Below are 20,968 nucleotides of genomic sequence, written 5' to 3'. Positions count from 1 at the left end.
GCTCCATCAAACGTCGTAGATCCACGGGCGTCGAGCGCGATCTGCCGCCTGGAAGGTGTCGATCATGGATGCCCGCTTCAACGTCAGTCCGACGTCGTCGAGTCCATGGAGAAGCGATTCGCGCCGCAGCGCGGGAATATGAAACTCGCTTTGCGTTCCGTCCGGCGCGAGCACCTGATTTGCGACTAGATCAATCGTGACCTGATTTTTTTCCGGATCGGCTTCGACTTGGCTGGTGATGGCATCGATCTTCGAACGCTCCAGTTGGACCGGAAGCATTCCGTTTTGGAAGCAATTGTTGAAGAAGATGTCGCCGAAACTCGGCGCGATGACCGCGCGAAATCCCATGCCCATCAGGGCCCATACCGCTCCCTCCCGGGAGCTGCCGCATCCGAAGTTGGAGCCGGCCATTAGGATACGCGCCCTTCGGTAGGGATCGCGGTTGAGTAGAAAATCCGGGTTCTCGGACCTGTCGGGCAGATAGCGCCACGATTCGAAGCAGAAGGACCCAAGCTCGTCCCGAGGGATAGATCCCCCCAAGTGCTCGATCCGGATGATGACATCAGTGTCGATGTTGTTTCGCAGCATCGGCGCGACGATGGAGCGAAGGATCGTGAACGTTTCCATGATCAGGCCGCGTCCAGTGTGCGTGGATCCGAAATGACGCCGGCGATCGCCGTCGCTGCGGCCGTGGCTGGGTTCGCGAGATGCGTCCGTGCGCCGGGTCCTTGGCGGCCGACGAAGTTCCGGTTGGACGTGGAGACCGAACGCTCACCGGGCGGGATGGTCTCTCCATTGGCCGCCAAACACATGGAGCAGCCCGTTTCACGCCACTCGAACCCCGCATCCTTGAAGATCGCATCGAGACCTTCCGCTTCGGCTTGCCGGCGGATGTTCTCGGAGCCCGGAACGATCCAGGCCCGCACGTGCACGGCGACTTTCCGGCCTTTGACCACGGCCGCAGCAATGCGTAAGTCGGATATTCGGCTGTTGGTGCACGAGCCTATGAAGACCCAGTCGACCCTCGTGCCAGATATCGGCTGACCCGCCTTCAGGTCCATGTACGCGAGCGCCGCCTGCATCGCGGCACGTTTCGCTCCGTCGGAAACATCGGCCGGATCCGGAATCATCCCATCGACGCCGATGACATGTTCGGGACTGGTACCCCACGTGACTTGAGGCACTATACCCGAAACATCGATCGTGACTTCGCGATCGAAGATCGCCCCCTCGTCCGTTCGCAAAGTTTGCCAGTAAGCGACCGCCCGGTCCCAAAGCTCTCCGGACGGCGCTTTCTCCCGCCCGCGGAGATAGGCGAACGTCTTCTCGTCCGGGGCTATCATTCCGATCTTGGCCCCGAGTTCGATCGAAAGATTGCAGAGCGTCAGACGCCCTTCGATCTCGAGTGCGCGAACTGCCCCCCCCGCATATTCCACCGCGTAACCGGTACCGCCGGCGGCGCCGATCTCCCCGATCAGGTGAAGGATCATATCCTTTGCCACCACGCCGTGACGTCGTGTGCCGGTAAAGGTCACGCGCATGGTCTTGGGACGCTGCTGCACCAGAGTTTGCGTCGCCAGAACGTGCACAAGCTCCGTCGAACCGATTCCGAAGCCCATCGCACCCAGGCCTCCGTGCGTGCACGTATGACTGTCTCCGCAAACGATCACGCTGCCAGGAAGACTAAGTCCGAGCTCGGGACCTACGACGTGGACGATCCCGTGACCAGGCTGGCCCGTATCGAAGATCTTGATGCCGAATTCCCGAACCCCCTCGCGAAGGCGAGTCAGAGATCGCTGGCCGCGCGCGCCTGTATCGGCTCGTCCCGGAGTGGTCGAGACCGCGTGATCGGGCGTCGCGAACGTGAGTTCGGGATTGCGAACGCCATAGCCGGCTTCCTTCAGCGCCACCAATCCGGCGCCGCCTCCCTCGTGCATCAAATGCCGGTCGACATGCAGCAGAGCGAAATCATCACCGAGATCAGCGACGACATGGGAATCCCATACCTTCGCGAATAACGTCTTCATCGAAGACCCGCCCCTTCGCGCATCACGAGGCGCCTGACACTGCATCTGACCGCGAAATCGCGCGCAATTCTCGCGCGCCAGACGGTGTTCCTCGGCATCCGAATCCTCCCGCGCCTTTTTTCTCCAGCGCTGACGGCATATCATCATGACGATATAACGTCTTGTCAAGGAAAGCTCCGGTTGACTTCGGAGGCCTGGTAGGTCGATTTAGGGCGATCATTCGAGGAATAAATCAATGCACGGTCTGAACCGGCAACTGGGCGCATCGCTGCATCACCAGATTACGACCGTTTTAAAGGATGGTATCATAACGGGCCGCTATCCTGCGGGCGAATCCCTTCCAAGCGAGGATGCGCTCTGCGGCTTGTTTTCGGTTTCGCGGATCACGGTGCGCCGGGCCGTTCAATCCCTAGTGGAGCAGGGCCTGGTCGAGCGGCGCCAAGGCCGCGGCTCCTTCGTCATGCGGTTGCCGAACGAGCCTATCAGGGCCTCTTTTTCCAGCTTCGCGAAGAGGGTGGCCGACATATCGGCGACGACGCGAGCCGTGGTCGAGGAGTTCTCCTGGGTTTCTGCCCCTCTTCGTGTGCGAGAGGCGCTTGAACTCGATGCCGTCGCGAATGTTCTGCGCATCGTCCGCATCCGCAAGAACGGCAAGCAGCCCATTATGCAGATCTCCACCTATTTGCCCGAGCCGGTCGGCCGCAAATTCAGCAGGGACGATTTCGCCAATCCATCCATGTCCGCCCTGATCGCCGATGCCGGCCACGTCCGTCACCGGGTAGAGTGCACCTATGGCGCCGTCCTTGCGGATCCGGTCGCGGCGGTGCGCTTGCAGGTGTCAGTCGGGACTGCATTGCTCGACATACATCGGCGGTCGTTCGACAGGAAAGGTCGTCCCTTCGAATATGTGGAGGCGATCGCTCCTCCCGACCGTTATCAAGCCTATCTCGTGATGACCCATCCGACCGGGGAAGATCCGCACTTCTGATAGCTATGACTGGTTACGAAGCGGGTTGGGCTGCCTTCGGCCACCGTCACCACTCGATGGGGCAGAATTGCATCGCTCTTCTTCTCATCTCTGCTTCGAGGGCCGCGCCGTACTGTCGAGCGGAATTCCCGCTTGCGAAGCCTTCGTGTCCACCATCCTTCATGGACTTCTTATCCATCTCGACCTCCTTCCGGAGGCTTTCGTGGTAGCGCGCGATACTCTCGTCGTTCAAGGCGTGTAGGCTCACTCCAATCTCCTTCCAGGCTCCGGCAGGTGCGGTGGATCCGTTTGCGCGACGGAAGCGACGCAGACGGAAGCGGTGCGGAGCATTATTAGCCCGCGACGATCAGGACCGGTGCCAGTCCCTGAGTATTTCGGCAGCGGTCTGGAGTGAACCCGATGGCGATCGTTGTACAGCCGAAGGCGTTCTGGAGAACCGAGGCGCTGGGGCCGGCTGATCGAGCCCGTCGATCTTTACGAACCCGCTCCTCGCCACGAGATGAGGATGGTCCGAAGCCTCGGCCAGGGAGAAGACCGGCTGAGCGCAGGCATCCGTATCGGCAAGGAGAGACGTCCATTCGTCGCGCGACTTCGTTCTGAAGATTTCCGCTGCCTTCCGCTTCAGATCGGGCCAGCGATCGCGATCAAGCTGGGGCTCGAATTCGGGATCATCGAGCCCGACGAGCTGGCGAAGGGTGGCATAGAACTGTGGTTCGATCGCGCCAATTGCGATGTGACGACCATCGGCACATTCGTAGGTCTGATAGAAGTGGGAAGCTCCCTCGAGCATGTTTCCCCGAGGCTCGTCCCGCCACAAACCGAGCGCTCTTCGGCTGTGAAAGTAGGTCATCATGTTCGAGACGCCGTCGCACATCGCGGCATCAACGACTTGTCCCTGGCCGGAGATGCGGACCTCGTTCAGCGCCGCGAGAACGCCGGCGACGAGATAGAGAGCGCCGCCCCCAAAATCTCCGACGAGGTTGAGCGGCCAGACCGGGCCGCCCTCGTTCGACCTAAAACAGTCGAGAGCGCCGGTGATCGCGATGTAGTTTATGTCGTGTCCCGCGGACTGCGATAACGGCCCGTCTTGGCCCCAGCCAGTCATGCGTCCATAGATCAAACGCTGATTTCGCCTAATGAGCGGTTCCGGGCCGAGTCCGAGACGCTCCATGACACCTGGCCGAAACCCCTCGATCAGGATGTCGCAGGACGCAGCCAGTTTCCCAACCGCTTCGAGGTCAGGCGGATTCTTCAGGTCGAACTCGACGACGCGTCGCCCTCGATTGACGAAGTCCCCAGCTTTGCGTTGACCCTGCCCCGGACGGGCGACCGTTACTACCTCAGCCCCCATATCCGACAGCAGCATGGCCGCAAAAGGACCGGGACCGATGCCGGCGAATTCCAGAACTCGGATATTTCTCAGCGGTCCCGTCCTATTGGAACTCCGACCATCGTGTTGCACGTGCACATCCCTACCTGCATTGCCCATTTGTTGACATGGCTTATCGGCTCTCACGTCCGCCTCTCAGATGACCGCTCCCTAACGAGCGCCCCCGTGCATCAACCTCTAAACCGGTTCACCCCGGCATTTCTCTTCGAGGCGGATGTTGATCGATTCTCGTGTACGAACTCGCTCGCCACGAGCTTGTTCGTACGAGGGCTATTAGAAACCGGCCGCACCAGGGCTCTCTACATTATATAGGTGTCCTATTTCGCACAAACGTGCAATTATTATTGTCGCACGTATGCACTACATTTCGTCCGTGCCGATGAGCATCGAGGTCCGGTTGGCGCCTATGCCGGCGTGACGGACGCAGTTCAATTTCGCGCAGGAGGTTACCGATCAGCTCCGGGCAATCACTGAAGACCCTCATTTACGAGCTACCTTCGGCTCGTCGTTTGGAAATCAGCTGCACAAGTGACGTCCCAGGGCAGTGGCTCGTGATCAAGCGGCTTGAGGCAATCTACGGCTGGTCCACCTCGCGCGGTTCGCTCGACCGAATAAGATAGCACATTTGTGCAGTTTTTATCTTGCGCCACTCCTGCCTGCGGAGTAGACCAATCGAGCTGGGTTGGATCGGCACGGCTAGTCCGACGCAGCGAAGCGTCCGTTTGGGCGCTTCCTCCCTTGACTAGAGGTCGATTTCGGCGACGGGATCGACCTTTTTTCTGTGCCTTTGCGGCGCGCAGCCCACCGCGCAACGACTTAGCTTTCCCATCGGGAAAAGCATAAGAGAGCTTCGGCGGTCCGCCCGGACCACGACCGGAGCATTCCGCAGTCTACGAGCGGGCGGACTCGCCTGAGAGACGAACTTGGTGGCGAGAAAGCATTCGACTACCTCGCTCTCGCCTTCCGAGCCGTAGCCGGAATCTTTTACGCCCCCCGAACGGCACTTCGGGAAACGCCAACCCGCAGTGGTCCGTCGAAAGCATCCCAGTCTCTACGCCTGCCGCCAGCGATGAGGCGGCATGCGACGAGCGCGTGTAGGCATAAGCGGGAAAGCCCGTACGGAGCCGATTTGCTTTGGCCACCGCTTCATCGAGATCCATGAATTTGTTGATCAGTGTCAACGGGCCGAAGGGCTCTCCGTTCATCGCGCGCGCATCCTTCGATACATTCGAGAGCACCGCTCAGCAGCTTTTCCCGCCGTAGCGAACCGCTGTGCCTGTAAATTGCACAGTCATGATCATCGCCGCCGGAGGAAGACTGCGCCGCCACCCTTCATAACCGCCGAGCGTTGTTCGCGGTGGCTTCGAGCCCGAAGCTGGAACGGCAGGACGGCGAGCCGACAATGCTGCCGTCGTAGTAAAAAAGGTCCCGGCGGAGCTTCGGCGGTCAATCCCGAAAGCAAAAAGCCTCTGCGCACGCATACCCTTTCGGCCACGTCCGTGCCGACGCAGGCGCCCCAGTTGAGTGACGCACCATCTCGCGTCGCGCCGGTCGGAGCGCGTCGGCTATGCGCGAACCGCGCTCGGTAACACAAGAGGCAGTCAATCCAGCGTCAAATTCAGCTCTTTGATTGCTGTAAGAACAGGTCGGGACTCTTCGCTGTAGGCTCGTTCGGCCGCTTGCCATCCCGAGGCAGCCTCCTCGATGCCGAAATTCTCCAACATCTTTTGCATCCGTTCGGCTTTGCCGGCCTCCACCATGAGTCCTGAAATCCTCTCCCGCAAAGCGGGATCCAGCCCTGCAGGAGCGATCAGCACATGCCAGATCCCGAGCCCGAAGATGGGATTTGTAAATCCTTGCTCAAAATAAGTTGGTACGTCCGGCAGCGATCTCAATCGGGATGAGGTTGGTACGGCTAGAGGCTTCGCCAGCTTCTGTGAGTACAAGCTTTGGGCTGAGCCATAACTACCGACGGCGGCTTGGAGCGAACCGGCAGCCATGTCCTGCCACATCGGCGCCTCGCCCCGATACTGCACGCATTCCATGGTCAGGTCGTAGAGCTTGTTCAACTGGGCGCAAACCAGATGACCTAGACCTCCCGGGGCGTACGATCCGAAGTTCAAAGGCTTTCCCTTGGCCCAGGCCACGAACTCGTTCATGTTGGTCGCCGGAACAGAGGCGGCCGCGCTGAACGGCAGTTTACCTCCAGGGATGTAGGCAATTTTTGTGAAATCCTTATCGGGGTCGTAGGACAGCTTCGCGTAGAGAGCCTTGTTCTGGATCAGTGCGGTCGAGGTCGTGTACAGAAGCTTGCCGCCGTCCGGGGATGCCTTTTTCAGTTCCTCACAAGCGATGATCGATCCTGCTCCAACCTTGTTTTCGACGACGAATGGCTGACCGGTAAGCTTCCATAAGCCCTCGGCATACGCTCGCGCGAAAACATCTGTCTGGCCGCCTGCGGCGTAACCGCATAGAAGCCGAACAGGTCTGCTAGGCCATGAACCCTCAGCGCCTGCGGACGTCGAGAGCGAGCCCATTAGACCGCCGATGGTCCCCTTCGTTGCAGTAGTCAAAAGGGTTCGCCGAGTGATAGCCGAGTTCATATTCACCTCGTCGGCAGCATTGTTTCGTTTGATAGTCGATCGCTCCGGACGATCACAATCGGCACTTGCACCATCACCCTGCCGTCCCACGACGGAAGAACCTTGGGCCGGTCTTTTCGTTCGCCTCATGGAGGGCAGCCGCCTCAGATGACAGTGGCACCGTGAATTTCAAGCCGCAAGACGTAATTGCACAAATGGGCGAATTTTACTCCAGGGCGGATCAGGATGCAGTCTAACCGGATCGACAAAAAGGGCTGCATCGATTGAACCCGCATTTGCGCGGCCGTTTCCAGCAATCGCGCAGAGTACCCGAATGTTTTTACCGCCTTCGTGGAGGCAGTCATTGAACAGTTCAACGACATGCGGGAGGATCTTGGGCGGGAACGCAAGTTCGTCGGCTGTGGCAAATCGTGAGAGGCAGATCATTTCGGCGATCGACCCGACTAGGAATGGTCAGTGAGTTCCAGGCGATCGGGGGTAGATCCCCCGCTGCTGTCGAGCGATGATCCCGGCACCCTCGAAGGCTCGACGACGAGGGCGGCAACGCGGGCAGTAGTCGTCGCCGAAGTTCGGAGAGCTAAGGTCGAGGCGGATCGCGAATGCTTCCCGGTCACCTATTGCGCGCCTTGAACGTAGGCGCAGCCGCCCTCTTTGATGGGACGGATGATCGATGCCGCGGGTATCATAGACTTGACCTTCAGCAAATCCCACTCCCCCTTGCTCTCCGCCGGAGTCTTGCCCTCGACGATCAGCATATCCCTCATCAATCTGCCGTCCTCACGCAGCTTCGCGTCCTTGGTCATGAAGTCGTTGACGGGTATTTCCTTCATCTTCTTCATGACGGCTATGCCATTCGTGCTGTTGGCTGCCGCCACGCCCTTGAGATAGTGGTTGACTGCGCTGTACACCGCAGCTTGGTATTGCGAAGGAGGTCGTTTCATCTTTTCGGAAAAGCGCGCCGCGAATGCGCGGCTGGCTTCGTCATAATCGTGATAGTAGCCCTGCATGAAGACGACATTCTGGGAAAGCTTTGCTCCGATTGCGTGGACCTGAGTGATCGCGAAAATCGGGAGCGCGACGGTTACATGTCCTGAGAGTACCCCGAACTCGCTTGCCTGTTTGAGCGACACGATTGTGTCGTTGCCGGCGTTGAGCAGAGCCAGGACGTCAGGGTTGGTTGCCTGGGCCTGGAGTAAGAACGAGCCGAAGTCCGACGTGTTCAGGGGATGTCGCACCGAACCGGTGATGGATCCATTCAATCGTTGGACCTCGTGCGTCATTTCTTCCCGCATGGAATGGCCGAACGCGTAGTCCACCGTCAACAAGAACCACTTCTTGTGCGTTTCGTCTGTCAACGACGACGCGAGACCTTTCGCCAGGGAATAAGTGTCGTACAGCCACTGTGCACCCGTCGGCGAGCACGCCTTGCCGTAGAGTTCAGCCGAAGCGCTCGTGACGTGGACGACTACGCGATCGTTATTTTTGGCGATCTCCTGCACGGCCAGCGAGACGCCAGTGTTGGCGATGTCGAAGAAAGCGGCGACGTGATCCACGTCAATAGCCTTGCGCGCGAGCGACGCTCCGAGATCGGGTTTGTTTTGATGATCGAGAGCAAGAACTTCGACGGGAATGCCCCGCACCTTGCCTCCGAAGTCGTCAACGGCCATCTGCGCCGCGATCACCGAACCCTTTCCAGAGTCGTCAGAGTATACCGAGGTTTGGTCGTTCATCACGGCGATCCGGACCGTCGGCTCCTTGAGCTGAGCGCGGGTCGGGCCGGCAAAAGCGAAGAGCGAGATCGCGAACAGCGCCGATCGGGCAAGGCGAGCCAGACAAGCCCTGCCCAGATTCCTAAGCGCGCGGAACCCCGGCGTCCCACGCGAAACCGCGATCTTCAGCGTCATATAAGCCTCCCCGCGATAAATACCGTCGAGCGAAGGGCCCGCCAGTCTAAATTGCATAAGGAGTTTCATATTTCGCACATACGCGCAATATAATTAGCACAGATGTGCGAAATCCCTACTTGTGCTTCTTCTTCGATCAATCTCGCGCTCTTGGTGCCTCCTCGAATTGGCCGAAGCCATTTCCTTCTTCTGAGCTTTCGTGACCGAGCTTGAGTCCAATTTTCAACACCTGAACGCCGACCTTTGCATTGGCGAACTGATCCGCGCGCTGGTGACCGTCCGGGATGTGCTCGAAACGGTAGTCAACCTCGGTCATGAGCGCTGTTCAGCTCGAAAGATTGATACAATCAGACATTGCATTACATGAATAATGCATAGGCGATATGCCTTGTGCTGATTGGTCCATACATGAGCCTTTAACGATAGGCGGCAAGAATGCGCCAGCCATTGAACCCGTTGATGATTTCAGATGGTGCCTTAGTTAGGGATCTTCAGCATGCTCGCCCGCTATTCCATCCGCGCCAAGATCACGATCGTTGTCACCTTCTTGCTGATCGCCATGTCTGCCATGGGCGGTCTCGCCGTGAAGCAAATGAGTGATATCAACAGTTCGACGACCGAGATCGCCAACAGTTGGCTGCCGAGCGTGCGCGCGCTTGGGGAAATCCGCGCAGCGACTATCACCTACCGCGCTATTGTTCGTTCGCACCTGCTTGCGACGACCGAGCCAGGCAAGCAGGCGCAGGAAGTGCTGCTGGCGAAATGGCTTGATATTCTGGCTGCGGCCCGCAAGAGCTATGAGCCGCTGATCAACTCAGCTCAGGAGCGCGCCTTTTACACCGAGTCCAACGCCGCGTGGACGGAATACCTGGACGGCGTGAAGCAAGTTCTCGTGTTGTCCCGCAAGAACGAAGATAACGAAGCGCGCGCGCTGCACGCCAAGGCATCGCTCGTCGGTGTCAAGTCCGATGAAATTCTTCAGAAAGACATCGACCTGAACAATAAGGGCTCCGATATCACCGCCGTCAATGCCGCGGCCAGCTACGCTTCCGCCATGAAGATGGTTATCGTATCGCTGACACTGGCCATGATCATCGGCATCAGTGCTGCAGTCCTGCTCGTACGCGATGTCTCCGCCGGTATCAAATCGATCGTGATGCCGATGGAGGCACTCGGAGCCGGCAATCTCACGGCGGTCGTGCCGCATCAAGGTGAGACGACCGAAATCGGCGGCATGGCCGATAGCTTGCAGGTCTTCAAGGAGGCGCTGATCGCCAAGAAGGCTGCGGACGATGCCGCATCGTTCGATGCTGAAGAAAAGATCCGGCGCGGCGAGCGCGTTAATACCATCACGCGTGCGTTCGAAAATCTGATCGGCGGGATCGTCGAAACGGTGACCTCGGCCTCCACCGAGCTTGAGGCGTCCGCCGCCACGTTAACTAATACAGCCACGCGTTCGCAGGAACTCACTGCCATCGTCGCCACCGCCTCTGAAGAAGCGTCCACCAATGTTCAATCGGTGGCATCGGCCACCGAAGAAATGACGACTTCGGTCAATGAAATCAGCCGTCAGGTGCAGGAATCGGCCAGCATCGCCAATCAGGCGGTCAGCCAGGCCCGCGTGACGAACGACCGTGTTGGCGAGCTGGCAAAAGCAGCAGCGCGGATTGGTGATGTCGTCGAACTGATAAATACCATAGCCGGGCAGACCAATCTGCTTGCCCTCAACGCCACGATCGAAGCGGCGCGGGCCGGCGAAGCCGGCCGCGGTTTCGCCGTCGTCGCTTCCGAAGTGAAGGCGCTGGCGGAACAGACGGCGAAAGCCACCGGCGAGATCAGCCTGCAGATATCCGATATTCAGTCTGCGACCCAGGAATCCGTTGGCGCCATCAGGGAGATCGGCGACACGATCGGGCGTATGTCGGAGATTTCTTCTGCGATTGCCTCTGCAGTGGAAGAACAAGGGGCAGCCACGCAGGAAATTTCGCGTAACGTTCAGCAGGCGGCTCAGGGGACCATGCGGGTATCGTCGAACATCAGCGACGTCCAGCACGGCGCATCGGAAACCGGCTCGGCATCCACACAGGTCTTGTCATCCGCGCGATCACTCGCCTCCGAGAGTAGCCGGCTCAAGATCGAAGTCAGCAAATTCCTCGATTCGGTGCGGGCGGCGTAGCCAATTGAACGACCTGACCAGGGCTTATCGCTTCTAACTGCCCCTCGCCGATCCCGTTCAAGGCGTCGGCGAACACGTCGATGGCAAGTCGCGTACACGTGTACTCGCCTGAACAGGGCTACAGCGATGGCCGGCGGGCCGCCAGACCTTGCATTTAGATTCGGTCACGCGCCGATTGAAAGGTGTAAAGTAATGCCTGCTTACGTCGTAAACGAGATCACGATCACCGATATCGGCCGCTACAGGGAATACGCCGAGCGAATGCCAGACACCCTCACGCCTTTCGGTGGGATCTTTTTGGCGCGAGGCGCACCAGAATCAATGGCGGGTGAATTACCCAGTCAGAGAATTGTTATTCTCTCTTTCCCGGATATCGAAAGAGCCAGGCTCTGGCGCGATTCCGACGCATATCAGTCGCTATTGCTTATTCGCAATGCGGCATCGACATCGCGGGTTTACGTCGTAGCCGGCGACAATCTCGACAAGTTCGTAAATTAAACGCGACTGGCATCGATTTAGCCTGCGGCCACGCTCTGCTCTGCTCAATAGCGTTGGGAGCCGACAGTAGCTACTGTTTACTCGTGGCCACCCACCAAAGGTGGCGCTGGACTCGCATAAGCGACTCCATATCAATACTCGGGATGCGATGCGTTCCAGCAGCGCTGTTATCCGCCACTGACTCAAATTGATACTTAAGATCACGCCCTGCAGAGATCGCAGTCCGGCTGCCTATGACCGGGATGATTTCCGTGGCCGAACCAGGCGCCCGCCCTGCCCGGACGCTTGGGGTTTCCGGCTCCAAAGACAGCCTTCAGGCTACGCGAACCCGCCGCGATCTATGCTGTCCTGGGCGCAGGGCGAGATCCTCAATAGATGACCTTGCCCTGCACGCTGATAGATCGCGCGCGAATGTGCGGTATTTTGTCGCGAAAATTACCTTGCGGATGCATCGCGAATTGTTTGGCCAAATCGCCGTTTCGATAACGGAGCTCAATCGAGGCGCGCTCTCTCCGGACCTCAGTCGACTTTGAAATCGCCACAACGATTCATTGTTCAGAGCCGCGGCAGAAATGCGTAAAAATCGGCGTTTTTCGCCGCAACGCTAGCGCGCGGACGATTCAGCCGATCCGCGTTTGGTGGTGATACGACGCGCTCGCGCCGGAGTGCCACCGCACTGCACCAGCGAGAAAAATTGACAATCAAAAACGGTTGAGCACTAATCCTATGAAATTGCACAGACGTGCGATTTAGATTGATGAAATTTCTTCATTCGCTCCGACTGAGGGCTGTATCAAGCCGCCGGAGCAGCATCGGTAGTCGAAGGAATACAAGCCATGTTACTGCTCCGTTCGGTTTTATCGCTGACCTCACTCGCCCTACTGCTCCAGCTGGGGTCGGCCTCGTATGCCACGAATGCGGGATTTCCCGATCGGCGCGTGACGTTGGTCGTTCCGTTTCCAGCAGGTGGCGCAGCCGATAACATTGGGCGTCTGTTAGCCAACAGATTGTCAGATGTTTGGAAGCAGCCTGTCGTCGTCGAGAACAAATCCGGCGGCGCTGGGATCATCGGTAACGATTTCGTCGTCAAGTCACCCGCCGACGGATACACGGTCCTGATCGGAATTTCGCAGCTTGTGCAGGCACCGAACGTCGGGACGAAATTGCCATACGACGCTTTCAAGGATCTCAAACCTGTTACGCAGGCGGCGCTACTCGCCGCCGTTTTTGTCGTGCCTGCGGACCGTCCGGAGCACACTCTGGCAGAATTTGTGCGATCGATGACGGACAGCAGGGGGGCAGGTTCATATGGCTCTTACGGGAATGCCACGACCTCGCATTTGTATGGCGAGCTTCTGAACAAGAAGGCAGGCATCAAGATGACGCATATTCCATATCGTGGCGCAGCTCCCCTTGCCAACGATTTACTCGGCGGACAGATCAACTCGGCATTCCTGGAAACCGCCACGGCGGCTCCTCAATTGCGAGCCGGCAAGATCAGGGCGCTCGCAATAAGTGGCGATAAACGCAATCCGCTATTTCCTGAAATCCCGACATTCGCCGAGCTTGGCTATACCGGATTTGAAGCGAACGGATGGATTGGCGTATTCGTGCCAGCCGCAACTCCCAAGGATATCGTTCAGAAGCTTGACCAGGAGGTTTCGCGCATCATCAAGACAGAAATTGCAGATCAGATCAGAGGAATGAGCTTGGTACCCGTCGGCGATGGTGCCGATGCATTCGCGAATGCTATGCGCAAGGATTTGAAGCAGTGGGGCGACGTCGCGCGCGAGTCTGGCGTTAGAGCCGATTAGCCCTCGTTGGAAAGTGAAATCCGCAGCATAACGACGGTTTAAAGGCTCCGATGACTGATAGGGAACCGCGCGATCGTCCAATCGAGGGCCACCTAATGGCACGACAGGCCGCCTTCGTTCACCGCAGCTAAGACGCGCTTTCGCAGATCAACCGAATGGGCGCGTGCCATCCATGGCTGTCCCATTTCAGTCAGCACGTCGGATCAGAACGATCCTGATCTTCGAGCCCAGGAGGTTCAGCTCAAAGTCATCGCGATCCATGCTGACAAGCATTGCGGAACGCAGCCGGCCAAAGCATGTGGCCTCACCTGAGACCTATGTGTGACCAGCCCTATAGTATATCGAGGCAGCTATTGCCAGGACCTTCGCGGTGAACGCCGAGTGATCAAGCATGATACTATTCCATGCTCCGGCAGCATCACGCTGGTACACAAGCAGAGCATCTGTGCCTGCGGCAATTAGGTCAGCCGGCCGACCCATTTCCAGGAACTCGTCAAACCCGGCAACGCCTTCGAACCAGTCAGAACTCGTCGAGACAATCGCGGCCCGGTTCTGTGTTCGAGCTGTCGCACGTATGATATTCGACATATCCGCGTCCGAGGTCACTATCAGTTTAGCCCCGCACCGCTGGAGCAGGTCCGCAAGATCGTCCTCGCTGGCATGCGTGGGCATTGGTACTGCGATAGCGCCAATTCCGATCACAGCCAGTAAGGAAACGATGAGGTTCTCTGTGTTCGGCATCACCAAAGCGACAGTATCGCGACGCGTCAATCCGAAGCCGATCATGGCGCCGCCGAGTTTCGCTGCGCGCTCCATGGAACGCGGGAACGCAATTTGGGATTCGCTTTGATGATCCTGCGGCTGCTCGATATTGTCGCCCAACTGCGTTGCCAGATAGCTGAAGATTGACGTTGTAGACATGCACACCTCGCATCCTAGAATGTCAGTTGGCCGCTATATCTCGCAGTAACGACTTGTAGATCTTCCCGGTCGGTCCAACCGGAAGTTCACTCTGCAGGATGATTTCTGCTGGCCGCTTATAGGGCGCCAGCCGATCCCTCGCGAAGTGCGCCAAAGCGTCGGTATCGAGAACAACGCCATGAGTTGGTTGAACGAAGGCAACGACTTCTTCATTTCCCTCCACCTGTCGTCCGACGACGGCAACTTGCGCGACGCCTGGATACAGGGCGAGCACAGCTTCGACCTCGGCCGGATAGACGTTAAAGCCGCTTCGAATGATCAGTTCTTTAGAACGGCCGACGATATAGAGGCGCCCCATGGCATCAACCGTCGCCAGGTCTCCCGTCGCGAGAAAGCCATCGGGTCGCATCGCTGCCTGCGTGGCGTCCTTGTTGCGATAGTATCCCAGCATCAGGGATGGACCTTTCGCCCACAACTCTCCTCGCTCATCGACGCCAGCGTCTTCACCATCGTCTCGGACAATTCTGACCGTCACGCCTGGCTGTAGCTCACCGACCTCGTTAGTTTCGACGCCGGCGGCTGATCGCGCGATCGGATTGCATTCCGTCATTCCGTACGAGTTTCCCATGCGAAGACCGAAGGCCGACTCGACCTTCGATTTCAGCGCCATGTCCAGCGGTGCCCCGGCCGTCGCGATGATACGCAGTCTCTTCGATCTCAGGGAAATCCCTTTCTGCTCGGCAAAGTCCAAGATACGCGCAAATAACGTCGGGACCGCCGTAACGCTGCTAATCCGCTCTTGTCGCAGGGCCTCGACGAAATGCTCGGCCGTGAATTTTGATACCAGCTCTGCGCTGGCTCCGGCCCAGAACGCCGTCATCAAAACAGTCCCGAGGCCGATTGCGTGGCTGATCGGCGACGAGTTGTAGAAGACATCATCAGAATTGATCTGGCGTATCTCAGCCATATTGGCGCCCATATAGATCAGCGCCTGGTGGCTAACCCTGACCCCTTTTGGAGCCCCTGTCGTACCCGAGGTGAAAACCAGCACCGCGGTCTGGTTTGCCATGTCCGGAAAGACCTGCTCGGCATTTGCCTGATCGTTCAATGCGCCGATGACGAGAGGGCCAAGTAACTCGGCGCTTTCATTTGCGCCGCTTGATTTCGCGTGTTGTTCGGCGCTCCCGGAGTCGCCCACGCAATAAATGACCCTGCGGCACTCGGCGAAGTCGCGAATCGATTCGATCTCGCGCCAGGACATGCGCGCATTGAGCGGAGCTGCCCAGGCATCTATTTCGCTCGCCGCAAGGAGCAGCGGTACGATCTGCAGACCGTTCTCTCCAACCAGCATGACGCGGTCGCCGGCGCGAACGCCGATACCTTTCAGAAGCGCGATGGCATCCACCGTCGCCGACCACAGTTCGGAGTAACTCATGTTACGGCCGGCGAAATGCAGTGCGCGTCTGTGCGGCGCCCGCTCGGCCCAGTTTTTCACAACCCGGCTATATCGCTCCGGCATCTGCGAGAGAAGTCGGGTGGGATCCGCACCTTGCAGGCGACCATCGCGTTGCCGGATGGTCGGGTCCGAACGTTTGCTCTGCATTGCTGCACTGCTCCCTACCCGCATGAATTTTTCACCACCCTTAAAGCGTCAAGAGGTGGTCCTGTTATCCGGATAGTGCACACAAATTCAAAAATCGCACAAGTGTGCAATTGTAAAAGATGGCGCTCCCTTTGTCCCCGATCTGATGCGACGGCGTTTTGTCGCCAAGCAGCCAGGACTACTGAGCGTCTTCCCGATGAGATTTCGCGAGGCTTCTAGCGGCTCTGCGCCGACCTGCGCGAGGGGTCCGCCTGTTTTCGAGCCGGATTCTCCAGTATTATCTCCGCGAACTTGGCATCGATCATCGCCTTGGCAAGCTCGCGCGTAGCCGGTGTTGGTGACTGAATCTGGCGCAGCACCAACGCATCGCCCAACAGCAGCAATTCGTCCGCCGTCTTCTCAGCATCCACGGCCGGGTCGATTTCACCCGCCGCAATGCCATCTCTCATTAGTTCTCGCCAAAACTTCCGCTGCTTAAGATAGCGATCATTCTGTCTTCGTCGCATCTCATCATCGCGTGTGCTTTGCGCGGTGTAGTTGATCCAGAAGAGCCAGAACCGTTCGCGCGAGGTCCGAAACACATAACCCATTGCCAAGCGTCGAAGCTGCGCCAGTGGCGAACCTTCATATGAGCGCCAGTCTTCAGGCAGCTCATAGGCCGCCTCCAACGCCAGGATAACGAGGTTATGCCGGTTCTTGAAATGATAGTTGATCGTACCCGTGCTGATCTCAGCTGCTTGCGCGATCTGCCGCATGGTCACGGCATCTATGCCATGCTCCGCGATCAACTCATAAACGACCCCCAGTAGCTCTTTTCGACGCTGGAGAGTCTTGGGGCGCGAAGACGCGATACTGCCAATTTCGTTGTTTTTTGGGGAAGTCGCCACAAATCAACTTTCGATCGGTACATTTTGCAATTGTCCCATTATCGCATAACCGATCCGATATGTCAGCTACATCGAAAGAACCGATGGCTGGCTGCAGGCAAACCGGCCTGCAGCCTTTGTCCATTATGCCGGTTCAAATACCGGAACATTGAAGTCATCGTTCAATGCTTCCCAAGAAAGCTTCATCGGCATTCCATCCCGAAGCTGGGAGGCCTCGCAGTTCACCAGATTGACCAGCATTCTTACGCCCTCTTCCAGATCTACAAGCGCGCAGATATAGGGTACGCGGGCCTCGTGCCCCGGCCAAGGAACGACGGTATTTGTCCAAGTATAGAGGCTCGCCTTGCCTGAAGCCTCTCGCCATTCCAGATTCCGCTTGCCGGAGTAGATGCTGACGGGACGCGGGACCCATTGGTATTGGTTCGTGTCCGTGCAGTATTGGAGCAAGAGCTTGTGTTCTTTCGCGGCATCCCAGAAGGGTCGCGTCTTGACGTAGATGTCCGGACGCGGTAGCGGGCGCGGGGGTGTTTTCTTTGCTTCACTCATGTCACTTCTCCAGAATCATGACGTTCGAGACACCCCAGTTACGCCCATAGGGAATGACACCGATGCCGGTCGTCATGGCGTTTTTCAGGCCGGGAATTTGACGGTCACCGGCTTCGCCGAAGAGTTGCCGGACTGCCTCGACGAGATTGAGACCACCACCCGCCAGACCAGGTTGGCCGGCTGAGATTTGACCTCCACTCGTGTTCAGGGGAAGTTTCCCTTTGAAAGTCATATCTGTGCCCAGAATAAAGTCAGATCCCTCGCCGCGTCCACAGAAGCCGATCTGCTCAAGCTGGATCAGGATAGCGATCAAGAAGTCGTCGTACGGGCAGAAGAGCTGGATATCTTTTGCCTGCAATCCGGCCTGCTTCAATGCTTTTGGACCCGCAACCGAGAAGCCGGTTTCGGTGATGTCCGATTTCGCTTTGTCACCGTTGAAATTAGTGATCTCACCGTAGCCGGTGGGATAGACAGCTTTCTTCAATCCGAGACGTTTCGCATTCTCGGTTGACGTCACCAGCACGCCGTTTGCTCCGTCACAGACCATCACGCTATCCAACATGCGGAGCGGTTCTGAGACATAGCGCGATTTGAGATAATCGTCTTCGGTAATGGGCGACTGCAGCTTGGCGCAGGCGTTTGGATTCATCAGCGCGTGATTACGTTGCGTCACTGCCAGTCGCGCAAGCGCTTCGTCCTTCAGGCCATATTGCAGTTTATAGCGCTGGCTGAGCAGACCGAATACGCCGACCGGGCCGCGCAGGCCGGTGGGATACTGGAATTCCCAGCGATAGGCACCTTGCTCGGTGGGCGGATAGCTTGATTGAGCGTCAGACGCGATCACAAGCACGGTGTTGCACAAGCCATCCCTGATCGCAGAGGCAGCTCGCACGATGCCAGCGATGGTCGATGCGCCACCAAGGCCATTGATCTGGGTCCAACTGGGCACAAGTCCCAGCGATTCTGCCATGAAAACAGCCCAGAAGGGGTTCGACGTCTCGCTCATCGTCTCCGATACGCAAATTCCGTCGATCTCGCTTTTGGCGATTCCCGTCGAATTGAGGATCTGCTCGAGAACCTCACCGGCAAGATCGTAAGAACTACGACCGCCCTTCAGTTCGACTTTCGTTTCGCCGAATCCGACGACCGCGATATCACGCTTTGTCATTTCTGCTGCCCCCTTAATTACCCTTGAACTTCGGCGCTCGCTTTTCACGGAAGGCCGCGAGGCCTTCGTTCCTGTCCTGCGAGAAGCTCAGCGCGAAGAAAGCATCGGCTTCCGTTGACATGCCCTCTGCCAATGAACTTTCGAAGCCACGCTCGATGACTGATTTGGTGAACATGACCGAGAGCGGGCCCTGCTCGCCAAGAGCCGTCATGATTTCGCGCGCCTTCTCGATCGCGGTTCCCTGCGCGACGACATGATTGACGATTCGGAGCTGCAATGCTTCGTCAGCCTTCAATCGCCGCCCCGTCCAGATCAGTTCCTTTGCAAGCGGCTTGCCTATGATGCGCGGCAACGTCAGCGTACCCGCGCCACCCGGCATGAGTCCCAGCTTCGCTTCGGGCAAGCCAAACTGTGCTTTCTCGCCAGCGATGATGAAATCGCAAAGCAATGCGACTTCGAATCCGCCGCCAAGTGCATAGCCTTCTACGGCAGCGATGACCGGCTTGGTGAATTCCGGAAGCGCGCGGAAGAACTGATTGACCTTCCGCGATCGCTTACGGCGGCGCCAGAGTTCGAACGCTTCGTCGGGCTCGTTCTTCTGTTCGCTCGTATCGACCCCCGTGCAGAATGCTTTCTCGCTGCCGGTAATGATCAGTCCGCGAAACTGCCGCCCTGACTCGACCTCTTCCATCACGTCAAGGATCTCGATGGCTGTCTGCTCCCTGATGGCGTTTAGCTTCTCCGGACGGTCGATGGTCACTTCGATCCACCCGTCGTGGCGTGCGATTTTGATATCCTCTGCCATTTCTTCTCCTTTGGGGTCGTCTGCGGCGCCATTGAGAGCCGAGAACCCATGTGTTTGAGCGAGCATCCTTGGATTCCACAGCCCGCAAGCATCGTCAATCATTTTCGCACATTTGTGCGCTTTTTATCGTTGCGGCCCAACCGCAAGGCCGACGCGCGATCCGAGGCTTCACGTCCTCACAGCCGATCAGTCGGCCGGGCTAGCCTGGGAAACAAACTTGGTGGCAAGGTAGGATTCTACGGCCTCAAGCCCCCCTTCGGATCCGTATCCGGAATCCTTCACACCACCGAACGGCAGTTCGGGCAATGCGAGCCCATAGTGATTGATGGACAGCATTCCACTTTCGATCGCAGCGGAAATCGCGGTCGCGTTCCTGATGGAGCGCGTATAGGCGTAGGACGCCAGGCCGAATGGCAACCGATTGGCTTCTTCAAGCGCGTCATCGAAGGTCTTGAACCTCTGGATCAAGGCAAGAGGCCCGAAGGGCTCTTCGTTCATCGCCCGTGCTGTCGTCGGGACATCGATCAGGACCGTCGGCGCGAAGAAGTATCCCTTATTCTGGCCGCGCCCGCCGCCAGCCGCAACTTTGGCACCAGATTGCACAGCGTCTTCGACGAAGGACGACAGCGCCGCCTGCCGCCGGTCGTTGGCGAGCGGTCCAATGGTGACGCCCTCGTCGAACCCATTTCCCAGCTTCAGGGCGACGGTTCTCTCGACGAATTCGCTGATGAACTCTTCATACAGAGCATCCTGCACCAGGAACCGCGTCGGCGCGATGCAAACCTGCCCCGCGTTGCGATACTTGCCGGCCGCAAGCACCGTCGCCGCAAACTTCACGTCGGCGTCGTCGAAAATGATTGCAGGCGCATGGCCGCCGAGCTCCATCGTGATCCGCTTCATGTGCAGCCCCGCCAGCGATGCAAGCTGTTTGCCGACTGGCGTGGATCCGGTGAACGAAATCTTTCGAATAGCCGGGTGGGCAATCAGGTAGCTCGAGATCTCCGCCGGAGTTCCGAAAACCAGATTGACGACCCCCTTCGGAAGCCCGGCATCGGCCAAGGCTCGCACGAGTTCGGCAGGAGACGCAGGTGTTTCCTCCGGTGGTTTGATGATCACCGAACAGCCCGCAGCGAGCGCAGCTCCGAGCTTGCGCACCGCCTGACTGATGGGGAAGTTCCACGGCGTGAAGGCGGCCACAGGTCCGACCGGCTCCTTGAGCACAAGGTTGTAGATGCCCTCCCCCCGCGCCGGCACCACGCGCCCATAGGTGCGCCGCGCTTCTTCAGCAAACCAGTCGAGAATGTCAGCGGATGCATTGATCTCGGTCTTGGATTCGGCGACGGGCTTTCCCTGCTCCAGCGTCATAACCGTCGCAATGCGATTGATGCGCTCCCGGAGCAGATTGGCTGCCGTTCGCATGATGTGGGATCTGTCGAGAGGGGACATTTTTCGCCAGATTTTGAAACCCTTCCCGGCGGCTGATACGGCATCGTCGAGATCCGCGTGCCTGGCATGCGACACGCTTCCGATAATGTCCTCAGTCGCAGGGTTGACGACGACGATGGTCTCGGCGGAGCGGCTTTCACGCCATTCGCCATCAATGAAGAGCTGGGTATGTTGCATTTGCTGTCCTGACGG

General features: G+C 58.2%; 20 protein-coding genes. 4 read left to right on the top strand and 16 right to left on the bottom strand.

From position 1 onward, the window contains the following. Positions 1-6: 6 nt before the first annotated feature. A complete protein-coding gene (gene leuD, locus AB7828_RS30185) occupies positions 7-627 on the bottom strand; it encodes a 3-isopropylmalate dehydratase small subunit (RefSeq protein WP_441232034.1) in 621 nt (206 codons plus the stop codon). 2 nt (positions 628-629) lie between these two features. Further along, entirely contained in the window at positions 630-2,027 is a 1,398-nt protein-coding gene (gene leuC, locus AB7828_RS30180) for a 3-isopropylmalate dehydratase large subunit (RefSeq protein ID WP_441232033.1), read from the bottom strand. A gap of 235 nt (positions 2,028-2,262) precedes the next feature. Between leuC and AB7828_RS30175 the strand changes: the two genes are divergently transcribed. After that, complete coding sequence (locus AB7828_RS30175) at positions 2,263-3,015, top strand: GntR family transcriptional regulator (RefSeq protein ID WP_441232032.1); 753 nt, start codon at positions 2,263-2,265, stop codon at positions 3,013-3,015. Positions 3,016-3,061: 46 nt separating this feature from the next. Here AB7828_RS30175 and AB7828_RS30170 read toward each other — a convergent pair whose 3' ends face one another. The 7 genes from AB7828_RS30170 to AB7828_RS30140 all read right to left on the bottom strand — a co-directional run bounded on the left by AB7828_RS30170 (position 3,062) and on the right by AB7828_RS30140 (position 9,228). Continuing rightward, on the bottom strand, positions 3,062-3,262 hold the full coding sequence (locus AB7828_RS30170; RefSeq protein ID WP_441232031.1) for a hypothetical protein: 201 nt from the start codon (positions 3,260-3,262) through the stop codon (positions 3,062-3,064). A 99-nt stretch (positions 3,263-3,361) separates the two neighbouring features. Beyond that, positions 3,362-4,477 carry a CaiB/BaiF CoA transferase family protein gene (locus AB7828_RS30165; protein ID WP_441232030.1) on the bottom strand — a complete coding sequence of 372 codons (1,116 nt, stop codon included), beginning with the start codon at positions 4,475-4,477 and terminating at the stop codon, positions 3,362-3,364. An 818-nt stretch (positions 4,478-5,295) separates the two neighbouring features. Beyond that, positions 5,296-5,610 carry an aldehyde dehydrogenase family protein gene (locus tag AB7828_RS30160; protein ID WP_441232029.1) on the bottom strand — a complete coding sequence of 105 codons (315 nt, stop codon included), beginning with the start codon at positions 5,608-5,610 and terminating at the stop codon, positions 5,296-5,298. 396 nt (positions 5,611-6,006) lie between these two features. Beyond that, on the bottom strand, positions 6,007-7,008 hold the full coding sequence (locus AB7828_RS30155) for a Bug family tripartite tricarboxylate transporter substrate binding protein (protein WP_441232028.1): 1,002 nt from the start codon (positions 7,006-7,008) through the stop codon (positions 6,007-6,009). Positions 7,009-7,176: 168 nt separating this feature from the next. Continuing rightward, positions 7,177-7,434 (bottom strand): hypothetical protein, encoded by a 258-nt coding sequence (locus tag AB7828_RS30150; RefSeq protein ID WP_441232027.1) that lies wholly within the window; start codon positions 7,432-7,434, stop codon positions 7,177-7,179. 188 nt (positions 7,435-7,622) lie between these two features. Beyond that, on the bottom strand, positions 7,623-8,912 hold the full coding sequence (locus tag AB7828_RS30145; RefSeq protein ID WP_441232026.1) for an ABC transporter substrate-binding protein: 1,290 nt from the start codon (positions 8,910-8,912) through the stop codon (positions 7,623-7,625). A gap of 136 nt (positions 8,913-9,048) precedes the next feature. Further along, positions 9,049-9,228: a hypothetical protein gene (locus AB7828_RS30140; protein ID WP_441232025.1), complete on the bottom strand. Its 180-nt coding sequence runs from the start codon at positions 9,226-9,228 to the stop codon at positions 9,049-9,051. A 180-nt stretch (positions 9,229-9,408) separates the two neighbouring features. Between AB7828_RS30140 and AB7828_RS30135 the strand changes: the two genes are divergently transcribed. The 3 genes from AB7828_RS30135 to AB7828_RS30125 all read left to right on the top strand — a co-directional run bounded on the left by AB7828_RS30135 (position 9,409) and on the right by AB7828_RS30125 (position 13,400). After that, positions 9,409-11,088 carry a methyl-accepting chemotaxis protein gene (locus tag AB7828_RS30135; protein WP_441232024.1) on the top strand — a complete coding sequence of 560 codons (1,680 nt, stop codon included), beginning with the start codon at positions 9,409-9,411 and terminating at the stop codon, positions 11,086-11,088. A gap of 192 nt (positions 11,089-11,280) precedes the next feature. Then, on the top strand, positions 11,281-11,586 hold the full coding sequence (locus AB7828_RS30130) for a DUF1330 domain-containing protein (protein ID WP_441232023.1): 306 nt from the start codon (positions 11,281-11,283) through the stop codon (positions 11,584-11,586). An 836-nt stretch (positions 11,587-12,422) separates the two neighbouring features. Next, the gene (locus tag AB7828_RS30125) at positions 12,423-13,400 is read left to right on the top strand and encodes a Bug family tripartite tricarboxylate transporter substrate binding protein (protein ID WP_441232022.1); all 978 of its coding nucleotides are present in this window, start codon (positions 12,423-12,425) and stop codon (positions 13,398-13,400) included. A gap of 315 nt (positions 13,401-13,715) precedes the next feature. On the opposite strand, the gene AB7828_RS30120 is transcribed toward AB7828_RS30125, so the two are convergent. From AB7828_RS30120 to AB7828_RS30090, 7 genes are all read right to left on the bottom strand, one after another. Beyond that, on the bottom strand, positions 13,716-14,321 hold the full coding sequence (locus AB7828_RS30120; protein ID WP_441232021.1) for an AMP-binding protein: 606 nt from the start codon (positions 14,319-14,321) through the stop codon (positions 13,716-13,718). 22 nt (positions 14,322-14,343) lie between these two features. After that, a complete protein-coding gene (locus tag AB7828_RS30115; protein WP_441232020.1) occupies positions 14,344-15,924 on the bottom strand; it encodes a class I adenylate-forming enzyme family protein in 1,581 nt (526 codons plus the stop codon). A 215-nt stretch (positions 15,925-16,139) separates the two neighbouring features. Next, positions 16,140-16,811 carry a TetR/AcrR family transcriptional regulator gene (locus AB7828_RS30110; protein ID WP_441232019.1) on the bottom strand — a complete coding sequence of 224 codons (672 nt, stop codon included), beginning with the start codon at positions 16,809-16,811 and terminating at the stop codon, positions 16,140-16,142. A gap of 123 nt (positions 16,812-16,934) precedes the next feature. Beyond that, positions 16,935-17,357, bottom strand: coding sequence for a Zn-ribbon domain-containing OB-fold protein (locus AB7828_RS30105; RefSeq protein WP_441232018.1), 423 nt, complete (start codon positions 17,355-17,357; stop codon positions 16,935-16,937). Between the two features lies 1 nt (position 17,358). Continuing rightward, positions 17,359-18,525, bottom strand: a complete 1,167-nt coding sequence (locus AB7828_RS30100) for a thiolase family protein (RefSeq protein ID WP_441232017.1) — start codon at positions 18,523-18,525, stop codon at positions 17,359-17,361. A 13-nt stretch (positions 18,526-18,538) separates the two neighbouring features. After that, a complete protein-coding gene (locus tag AB7828_RS30095) occupies positions 18,539-19,330 on the bottom strand; it encodes an enoyl-CoA hydratase/isomerase family protein (protein WP_441232016.1) in 792 nt (263 codons plus the stop codon). A 186-nt stretch (positions 19,331-19,516) separates the two neighbouring features. After that, positions 19,517-20,953 carry an NAD-dependent succinate-semialdehyde dehydrogenase gene (locus AB7828_RS30090; protein ID WP_441232015.1) on the bottom strand — a complete coding sequence of 479 codons (1,437 nt, stop codon included), beginning with the start codon at positions 20,951-20,953 and terminating at the stop codon, positions 19,517-19,519. Positions 20,954-20,968: the final 15 nt, after the last annotated feature.

It is taken from the genome of Tardiphaga sp. 215_C5_N2_1, assembly GCF_052076055.1.
Classification (GTDB): Bacteria; Pseudomonadota; Alphaproteobacteria; order Rhizobiales; family Xanthobacteraceae; genus Tardiphaga; species Tardiphaga robiniae.
Note: the sequence above shows the minus strand (reverse complement) of the source record. Positions and strands in the feature narration are given on the sequence as shown.

Excerpts from the sequence above, each read along its gene's own strand:
- leuD (WP_441232034.1), bottom strand. The coding sequence starts at position 627 with ATGGAAACGTTCACGATCCTTCGCTCCATCGTCGCGCCGATGCTGCGA.
- leuC (WP_441232033.1), bottom strand. The coding sequence starts at position 2,027 with ATGAAGACGTTATTCGCGAAGGTATGGGATTCCCATGTCGTCGCTGAT.
- AB7828_RS30175 (WP_441232032.1), top strand. The coding sequence starts at position 2,263 with ATGCACGGTCTGAACCGGCAACTGGGCGCATCGCTGCATCACCAGATT.
- AB7828_RS30160 (WP_441232029.1), bottom strand. The coding sequence starts at position 5,610 with ATGAACGGAGAGCCCTTCGGCCCGTTGACACTGATCAACAAATTCATG.
- AB7828_RS30155 (WP_441232028.1), bottom strand. The coding sequence starts at position 7,008 with ATGAACTCGGCTATCACTCGGCGAACCCTTTTGACTACTGCAACGAAG.
- AB7828_RS30150 (WP_441232027.1), bottom strand. The coding sequence starts at position 7,434 with ATGATCTGCCTCTCACGATTTGCCACAGCCGACGAACTTGCGTTCCCG.
- AB7828_RS30145 (WP_441232026.1), bottom strand. The coding sequence starts at position 8,912 with ATGACGCTGAAGATCGCGGTTTCGCGTGGGACGCCGGGGTTCCGCGCG.
- AB7828_RS30140 (WP_441232025.1), bottom strand. The coding sequence starts at position 9,228 with ATGACCGAGGTTGACTACCGTTTCGAGCACATCCCGGACGGTCACCAG.
- AB7828_RS30135 (WP_441232024.1), top strand. The coding sequence starts at position 9,409 with ATGCTCGCCCGCTATTCCATCCGCGCCAAGATCACGATCGTTGTCACC.
- AB7828_RS30130 (WP_441232023.1), top strand. The coding sequence starts at position 11,281 with ATGCCTGCTTACGTCGTAAACGAGATCACGATCACCGATATCGGCCGC.
- AB7828_RS30125 (WP_441232022.1), top strand. The coding sequence starts at position 12,423 with ATGTTACTGCTCCGTTCGGTTTTATCGCTGACCTCACTCGCCCTACTG.
- AB7828_RS30120 (WP_441232021.1), bottom strand. The coding sequence starts at position 14,321 with ATGTCTACAACGTCAATCTTCAGCTATCTGGCAACGCAGTTGGGCGAC.
- AB7828_RS30115 (WP_441232020.1), bottom strand. The coding sequence starts at position 15,924 with ATGCAGAGCAAACGTTCGGACCCGACCATCCGGCAACGCGATGGTCGC.
- AB7828_RS30105 (WP_441232018.1), bottom strand. The coding sequence starts at position 17,357 with ATGAGTGAAGCAAAGAAAACACCCCCGCGCCCGCTACCGCGTCCGGAC.
- AB7828_RS30100 (WP_441232017.1), bottom strand. The coding sequence starts at position 18,525 with ATGACAAAGCGTGATATCGCGGTCGTCGGATTCGGCGAAACGAAAGTC.
- AB7828_RS30095 (WP_441232016.1), bottom strand. The coding sequence starts at position 19,330 with ATGGCAGAGGATATCAAAATCGCACGCCACGACGGGTGGATCGAAGTG.
- AB7828_RS30090 (WP_441232015.1), bottom strand. The coding sequence starts at position 20,953 with ATGCAACATACCCAGCTCTTCATTGATGGCGAATGGCGTGAAAGCCGC.